The following is a 7,888-nucleotide window of genomic DNA, read 5'->3' on the forward strand; positions in this document are numbered from 1 at the left end:
GAATTCCGGCGGCGGCCGCGGCGCTCGCGCTCACGGCGGCGTGCGGGCCCCGCATGCAGCCCATCCGCCCCGTGATCGAGAACGGCGGCAGCGTGCCCAGCCAGGTGGATCACACCGTGGCCCGCGCCAACGCGGCCGGCAACGCCCAGCGCGCCCGCATCGCCGAGAGCGCCGACAACATCGCGGCCGCGGCGTCCGCCTGCTCCGGCAGCGTGTGCGCGGCCATGGCGCGCGGCGAGCTGGCGGTCGGGATGACCGAGGCGCAGGTGATGGCGGCCACGGGCACCACTCCCGAGGCGTGGGAGGCGCGCGGCGGGGGCTCGGTCCGCACGCTCGCGAGCCGCTTCCCGGACCAGGCGCCGCACGACGCCGTGAGCGAGGTGGCGATGGTCACCATGGACGGCGGCCGCGTGCGCAGCTACACCTACCGCGAGCCGCAGGGCCTCCGCCTCGTCTCGTCCACCGCGGACGCGGGCAGGGACGCGCAGGCCGCCGCGCGTGCGGACGCGCTGCTGCGCCAGGGCGACGACTTCGCGCTGCGCGGCGACTTCGTGCGCGCGCTGGACCGCTACGACCGCGCCGACGTGATCCGGCCCAACGACCCGGAGACCACGCTGCACATCGCCCGCGCGCTCGACAAGCAGCTGCGGCCCATCGAGGCACGGCTGCGCTACCTGATGTTCCTGCACCAGATGGAGCTGGAGACCATCCGCGTGCAGGGCGAGGCGTACGGCCACCTGGCGGCCGCCATCGCCGAGGCGCGCGAGCGCGTGGTCGTGCTCGAGCACCGCAGATGAGAACCCTCGCCGCGGCCGCCCGGCTGCTCGCCGCGGCAGGGCTCGCCACGGGGCTGGCGGGCTGCGCCACGGCCGCCCGCTACCCCGCGCGCCCCAGCCCGGAGACGCTGCCCGCGGGCTCGCCCCTGCTGAGCCGCACGCTGGGGCAGACGGACGCATGGCTGCGCTACTACCTGATGGCGGGCAAGCCCGATTCGGCCGCCATGCTGCTGGCCGAGCACGCCGGCACTGCCCCGCGCGACGAGCTGCTGCGCAAGCTCCAGCTGGGCCTCGTCTTCCACCGCGCCGGGAGATGGGCGGAGAGCAACGCCGCGTTCGAGTGGGCCGAGCGCGCGGCAGACGACCGCTACGCGCGCAGCTTTCACCAGTCCGCGGGCACGCTGCTGGTGAACGACGGGGTGTCGGACTACCGCCCGGCGCGGCCCGAGATGGCGATGATCCCGTACTACCGGATGCTCAACTACCTGGCCCTCGGCCAGCAGGAAGAGGCGCTGGTGGAGGCGCGCAAGGCGAGCGCGCTGGTGTCGGGGCTGAACGACGACGGGAAGCGCCAGCCATGCGCGGGCGAGGGCTTCGTCGAGTATCTCGCCGGGCTGGTCTACCGCTCCGCGGGCGACCGCAACGACGCACTGGTCTCGTTCCGCGGCGCCGAGCGGGCCTTCGACGCGTGCTCGGGACGCGGGGCGGGCGGGGCGCCGCCGGAGCTGGGCACCGACCTCTTCCACACCGCGCGGGTGCTGGGCGTGAGGGAAGTCGCGGACTCGGCGCGGGCGCGCTACAAGCTCACGGCGCTCCCCGCCTCGCCCGGAGCGGGGACGGGGGAGCTGGTGGTGCTGGTGGAGCACGGGTGGGTGGCGCACCGCGCGCCACAGGACATCCACGTGCCCATCGCCCGCGAGGAGATGGACAGCCTGGATGGGCGGGACGATGCGTTCCGGGGCGCGGCGGCGGCGCGCATCAGCGGGCGGCTCATCCACAACCTGCTGGAGCAGTCGGTCTGGGGCTCCGCGGCGGACGAGGACCGCGGCTACCAGGTGGCCGACGCGCTGGGCGGTGCGTACATCCTGCGCATGGCCTGGCCCGTGTACCGCATGGAGGCCTGCGCGCCGCAGCGCCTGCGCGTGGTCGTGGCGGACAGCGGCGAGGCGCAGCCGATGACGGGCGACCCGCGCGTGGTGCAGGACCTCTCGTCGGCCATGGTGCGGAGCTTCGAGGCCACGCGGCCGCTCATGTTCACGCGCATGGTGGGGCGGGGGATCGCCAAGTACCTCGTGACGCGCGAGCTGGAGCGCCACGCCGACAAGAAGGGTGGCGAGTTCGCCGGCTTCCTCGCCGGGCGCATCGCCAACGCGGCGGGCAACGCGCTGGAGCGCGCCGACACGCGCAGCTGGTCGCTGCTGCCGGACCGCATCTCCGTCTCCCGCTTCTCGCTGCCCGCTGGAGAGCACCGCGTGCGCATCGAGGTGCTGGCGGGCGATGGGAGCGTGGCGGAGACGCTGGACATGGGCACGGTGAAGGTGGCCGCGGGCTCCACCGTGTTCCGGAGCCAGCGCGTGTGGGGCGGGGAGATGGGCGACCTGGGCGGCCTCGCGCAGCAGGGCGAGAGCGCCGCATTGGCCGCTGCCGCGGAAGCGGCCCCCGAGCCGGAGACGCCGCTCGCCGCCACGGCTGCCGCCCAGGCCCCGCAGCCGTGCGCGACGTGCAAGGCCGCTCCGCGCCCGCCCACGTCGGCCCCGGCGCGCCGCCCCGCGCACCCGCAGACCGCCGCGACCGACGGCCCGCCCGCCGCCTCCACCCGCGACACGAACGGCAAGCCGCAGCCCGTCCCCCGCCGCACGCGTCCGCACCCGGTGGTCAAGACGCCCTGACGCAAAAACGGCGAGCCTCCGAATTCGGCGGCTCGCCGTTCGCCTGGTCTCTCCCTCCCGCTTTCGGGATCCGACGAGCGGCATGCTCCGGCTCCTCGTCACCAACGTGCCATTCGGCCATCGGCCGGGTGGCACGTGCCGTTCGTGTCCGCCGCGCTTCCGCCCACGTTGCAGGACGCGTATGATTGGCGGCCGACGCGTAGTCTCGTCTACCTCTCCCAACGGTTCCGCATGCGCATCCTCGCTGCCGTCGCGGCGCTCTTCCTTGCTGCCGCCCCACTCTCGGCCCAGCAGGTATCGAGCGCCATATTCACCGATCCGCCGCGCGATGCCGCCCATCCCGCGCGGATGGAGGTGCTGCACATCCCATCGGGCGGCGTGCGGATCAACGGGGTGGCCTACCTCGCAGCCGGCGCGGGCGCGCATCCCACGCTGGTGCTCGCCCACGGGCTGCCCGGGAACGAGAAGAACCTGGACCTGGCGCAGGCGGTGCGGCGCGCGGGCTGGAACGTGGTCACGTTCAACTACCGCGGCTCATGGGGAAGCCCCGGCTCGTTCCGCTTCGCGCAGAACCTGGAGGATGCAGCGGCGGTGCTCCGGTTCGTCCGCGACACGGCCAACGCGCGGGCGCTGGGAATCGACACCGGCCGGCTCGTGCTGGGCGGGCACAGCATGGGCGGATGGGTGACGGTGCTGGCCGCCTCGCGGGACCACCGGTTGAGCGGCGCGATCCTCATCTCCGCCGCCGACATGGGACTGGCGGGGAGCCAGCCCCGCACGAACGTGGTCGCGCTCGCCGCGGACAACATGGAGACGCTCGCCGGGACGACCGCGGAGCAGATGGCCGACGAGCTGATCGCCAACGGTGCCCGCTGGCGCTTCGCCGCCGCCGCTCCCGGCCTGGAGGCTACGCCGCTCCTAGTGCTCACGTCCGACGACGGGCTGGCGCCCCAGGCCGACGCGCTGCTCGCGCTCGTGCGCGCGCGAGGGAACAGGCGCGTGACCACGGCCCACTTCGCGACCGACCACGGCTGGTCCGACCGCCGTATCGCGCTGCAGGACGCCGTGATCCGTTGGCTCCAGGCCCTGCCATAGCGCACTCGGCGGCGACGATCCGGCAACGGAAGAGGCCCGCGCTCTCGGCTGAGAGCGCGGGCCTCTTGTCGTCCATCTTCCGGCGGGACGTCCTTACATGCCGCTCCACGGCGTCAGGAAGGTCACCATGAGGATCGGGACGAGCGGGATGAGCACGATGCCGATCACCCAGAGCACGACCTCCATCGTGGTGTAGTCGTCTTCGACGGGCGCGTTGGCAGGCTGCTGCTGGACGTTGATGTCGGCCATGGCTCTACTCGGGTCCGCCCGGGGGCGCTTGGCGCCGGCCCGTGGCTCGTTTCGGTTCCGCACGTCCGTTCGGCGGCGCACCCGCGCGCTCCCCGGAGGTCGATCGTGCGATATGATAGCGGCTCGCCCCCCGCCTGTCCAGCAGCGCCCGGCCACGATTCCGTGTGCACGGGAGATGTCCGTCCGCCGTGCTACACCCGGCCGCCGATCCCCGCCGCGCATCCGCCGACCACCGGTTCGGGGATGAGCATCGGAGGTCGGGCGTCAACCTCCGAGCATCCACCGACACGCATCTACCGACAAGCATCTCGGACGGAAGTCGGGTTCGTCGGCCGTTCATCCATTGAGAAAGCGCCGTAACGGTCGGTCGATGGACATCGGCCGAGCATCTCCGCGAATCCCGGGGCGACGATGGCCGGCGAGGGTCAGGCGGTGGTGCCGGGAGGGGCGAGGCCCAGGTAGAAGGCGTTCGCCACGCGGGGCGCGTACGGCGCCAGCGGGCGCGAGCGGTCGCCCAGCAGCCACTCCAGCTCGATCTCCTCGAGCGACCCGATGAGCATGCGCCGGGCGAGCGGCACGTCCAGCCCGTCGCGCAGCGCCCCCTGCGCATTCCCGCTCGCCAGCAGCTCGTCGATGGCGGTGGCGTACGACTTCAGCACGTCGCGCACGGCGCCGCCGTAGAACTTGCTGGACTGGCGGGACTCCAGCAGCAGCACCGTGGCCAGCGCCGGGTCCGCCTCGATGCTCTCGAACTGGAGGCGGACGAAGCGCGCGAGGCGCTCGGGGAAGGGCAGCTCCGAGGGCAGCACGTCACGAACCGACGCGCAGAACTCGTTCACCTTCTCGCGGAAGGCGGTGAGCAGCAGGTCGTCCTTGCCGTCGAAGTACAGGTAGATGGTCCCCTCGGCCACGCCCGCGCCCGCGGCGATGTCGCGGATGCGCGCCGCGAAGAAGCCGTGTTCCGCGAACACGCGCACGGCCGAGTCCAGGATGGCGCGCTTGCGTACCTCGCGCCCGGTGCTGAGTGAGGGCTCATTCATGCTGGAAGGATAGGATGCGGACGCCGGAGACGGCAAGGGCCGGAGCGTCGCCGCCCCGGCCCTCGTCACATCTCCCGTCCCGCCCGGCGATCCCGGCAGCTCGTGCCGATCTTCAACTGAGCTCAGCCGGCCATCAACCGAGCCTCAGCCGAGCATCAGAAGCCGGGCTGGAAGGCGAACTGCCAGTGCCAGCCCTTGTCGCGCTCGAACGCCTTCACGAAGTCGGCCTCCACGATCACGTAGCCGAACACGTTGATGCGGCCGCCCACGCCCGCGCTGGTCAGGATGCCGCGCTTGGTGAGGTCGTCCTGCAGGCCGCGGCGGAAGACCGGGCTGGTGTTGACCAGGGCGCCGCTGCTGGCGTTGGTGGTCTGCCCCCACGCCACGCCCGCGTCGGCGAAGGCGATGCCCTCGATGGGCGAGAGGCCGCTGCCGCCCACCAGGCGCGACAGGATGGGCACGCGCAGCTCGGCGTTGCCCACGCCGATGCGGCTGCCGAAGAGCTGGTCCAGCACCACGCACTCGCGCCCGTTGTTGCTGCCCGTCTGGACCTCGTTGTTGCACTGGTCGCGGACGCTGTTGTAGTCGTAGCCGCGGATGAAGAACGAGTAGCCCAGGAACTGGTCGCCGAAGAGCCGCTGGTCGCGCCCGTAGCGCCCGAAGTGCAGGCCGCGGAACGCCAGCGTCATGGGCCGCAGGAAGAAGTACTTCCGGTAGTCGGCCGTGGCCTCCACGAAGCGGCCGGTGCCGAACGTGGGCGCGATCTCGAAGTGGTAGCGCTGCCCCGCGAAGGGCGACGTGTAGCCCTCGAGCGAGCTGTCGTAGATGAGCGCGCCCGAGCCCTCCACCAGGTTGAACGAGGGCAGGTGCTGCTTGCGCGTGCGGAAGTCCTCGCTGCCCACGCAGGCGATGCTGCCGTCGGCCTGCTGCTCGGCCGGGCAGAAGTACTCCTGGATCTGGATGTCCTGCGAGATGCGCCGGAACCCGCCCGAGAACTCCACCCGCTGCACATTCGAGAACGGGTACTGCGCGATGCCGCCCAGGCGCGTGTCGAAGTAGCGGAACAGCAGCAGCTGGTCGCGCAGCTCGCTAGACGCCGGGTCGAAGCCCGAGGCGGTGGCGGCGCCGGCGATGTACGGCACGCGCTCGGCCGCCACGCCGTAGTTCCACCGGCGCTGCTGGTTGAGGTAGACGGCGCTGAACCCGATCTCGTCCAGCTGCCCCTGCGCCTGCAGGGTGCCGTAGATGGTGTGGCGGCCCAGCATGTCGCTGAAGATGCCGCTGATGCCGCCGTACAGCCCGCCGCGTCCGTAGATGCCGCCGCCCGTGCTCACGCCCACCTGCGGCTGGCCCAGGTAGTCCAGCCCAAGCCGCGGGCGGTACGGCACCGTCTGGTAGGCCAGCGCCTCGGACGAGCTGGGCAGGCCGTAGGTCGCGTTCGCCAGCGCCGCGCCCACGCGGTTGAAGGCCGGCTCCGTGGGCCGCGGCGCCGGGGGCAGCACCGCCGGCAGCGGCACCGCGTCGGCCACCTGCGCCTGCGACGCCGGGACGACCGTGCCCGCGAGCCGTTGCGGCGTGTCCAGCGAGTAGATGTTGAAGCCGAAGTTGCGCTCGTACGCCGTGAACACCACCCGGTCGCCGCTGCGCGAGGCCGTGATCGCCGGGCTCAGCGGGGTGATGCCGCTCACGCCGGTGAACAGGTTCGTCACCTGCCGCAGCTCGCCCGAGGTGACGTCCACCCGGTAGATGTTGGGGATGCCCGTGCGGTTGGAGACGAAGAAGAGGCTGCGCCCGTCCGCCGTCCACTGCGGATCGATGTTGTTGTGGCCCGCCATCGCCGGCACCGCCCGGATCGCGCCCGTGGCGTAGTCCATCAGCGCCACGCGGTAGCCGCCGAAGCGCAGCGAGTCCAGGTCGGTGCCCGTGCCCCGGTCGGTCACGAAGGCCAGCGTGCGCCCGTCTGGCGAGAACGACGGCTGCATGTCGGCGTACCGGTCGTTCGTGAGCGCCCGGGAGGTGCCCGACGCCACGTCCACCGCGTACAGGTCCGTCATCCCCCCCTTGAGCCCGCTCACCACGATGGTCGACCCGTCCGGCGACCAGGTGGGGTTGTTGATCTCGCCCACGCCGGGGATCGGGTACTCGTGCAGCACCCGCGCGCTGGCCACGTCCAGGATCACCACTTCGTCGCGCGCCTCGCGCAGGGCCGAGAAGGCGAACTGCCGCCCGTCTGGCGACCAGGTGCCGGACGAGCTGATGTAGCGTAGGCTGCCGAAGTGCGGGTCGAACGCGGTGCCCTTCACCAGCCGCCGCGTCACCTGGCCGGTGGCCGCGTCTGCCAGGTAGAGCTGGATGTCCAGGAAGTCGAGCTCCGAGAGGAACGCCAGCGTCTTGCCGTCTGGCGAGAGCGACGGGGCCAGGTTCACGCGGCCGCCGCGCTTCTTGTTCGTGATGAGCGCCGTGGCCTGCTCGCGCGCCTCGCGCCGCTCGGTCAGCAGCGGCAGGTACGTGCGGCGGATGGACGACTGCCAATCTGCCGAGATCTCGTCGAGCGGGGTGTTGAGGATGCGCTGGAACGCCTCCGGATACGGCACGCCCTGGCCCACCTGCTTCAGGATCTGCCCGATGGCCGCGTCTCCCCACCGCCCGCCGATGTAGGCCCACAGCGCCTGGCCCCAGCGGTACGGGAAGTAGCTGGGGTTGCGCGTCAGCTCGTCGATGCTGGGCACGTTGCCGGTGAGCGCCGCGTCGCGCAGCCACATGGCCGTGTGCGCGTCCACCGGCCCCACCGACAGGTACTCGGCCATGCCCTCGGTGAACCAGAGCGGCGTGGCCGTGC

Annotated in this window: 6 protein-coding genes; 3 read left to right on the forward strand and 3 right to left on the reverse strand. The window is 72.3% G+C overall.

Going from position 1 to position 7,888, the window contains the following annotated elements; all coding sequences use genetic code 11:
- The 3 genes from VFE05_22945 to VFE05_22955 form a co-directional block, all read left to right on the forward strand.
- Window positions 1-797 (forward strand): hypothetical protein (locus VFE05_22945; protein ID HET6232953.1); only part of this gene is annotated, 797 nt, incomplete at its 5' end.
- Window positions 794-2,665 carry a hypothetical protein gene (locus VFE05_22950; GenBank protein HET6232954.1) on the forward strand — a complete coding sequence of 624 codons (1,872 nt, stop codon included), beginning with the start codon at window positions 794-796 and terminating at the stop codon, window positions 2,663-2,665. The genes VFE05_22945 and VFE05_22950, both read left to right, overlap by 4 nt.
- 231 nt (window positions 2,666-2,896) lie before the next feature.
- Complete coding sequence (locus VFE05_22955; protein HET6232955.1) at window positions 2,897-3,760, forward strand: alpha/beta fold hydrolase; 864 nt, start codon at window positions 2,897-2,899, stop codon at window positions 3,758-3,760.
- Window positions 3,761-3,853: 93 nt separating this feature from the next.
- Here VFE05_22955 and VFE05_22960 read toward each other — a convergent pair whose 3' ends face one another.
- From VFE05_22960 to VFE05_22970, 3 genes are all read right to left on the reverse strand, one after another.
- Window positions 3,854-4,009, reverse strand: a complete 156-nt coding sequence (locus tag VFE05_22960) for a hypothetical protein (protein HET6232956.1) — start codon at window positions 4,007-4,009, stop codon at window positions 3,854-3,856.
- Window positions 4,010-4,434: 425 nt separating this feature from the next.
- Window positions 4,435-5,049 (reverse strand): TetR/AcrR family transcriptional regulator, encoded by a 615-nt coding sequence (locus VFE05_22965; GenBank protein ID HET6232957.1) that lies wholly within the window; start codon window positions 5,047-5,049, stop codon window positions 4,435-4,437.
- A 155-nt stretch (window positions 5,050-5,204) separates the two neighbouring features.
- A partial coding sequence (locus tag VFE05_22970) for a hypothetical protein (GenBank protein HET6232958.1) occupies window positions 5,205-7,888 on the reverse strand: 2,684 nt, incomplete at its 5' end.

Source organism: Longimicrobiaceae bacterium (genome assembly GCA_035696245.1).
Classification (GTDB): domain Bacteria; phylum Gemmatimonadota; class Gemmatimonadetes; order Longimicrobiales; family Longimicrobiaceae; genus DASRQW01.

What these genes read in the sequence shown, in the direction of transcription:
- VFE05_22955 (HET6232955.1), top strand. Translation starts at nt 2,897, where the DNA reads ATGCGCATCCTCGCTGCCGTCGCGGCGCTCTTCCTTGCTGCCGCCCCA.
- VFE05_22960 (HET6232956.1), bottom strand. Translation starts at nt 4,009, where the DNA reads ATGGCCGACATCAACGTCCAGCAGCAGCCTGCCAACGCGCCCGTCGAA.
- VFE05_22965 (HET6232957.1), bottom strand. Translation starts at nt 5,049, where the DNA reads ATGAATGAGCCCTCACTCAGCACCGGGCGCGAGGTACGCAAGCGCGCC.
- VFE05_22950 (HET6232954.1), top strand. Translation starts at nt 794, where the DNA reads ATGAGAACCCTCGCCGCGGCCGCCCGGCTGCTCGCCGCGGCAGGGCTC.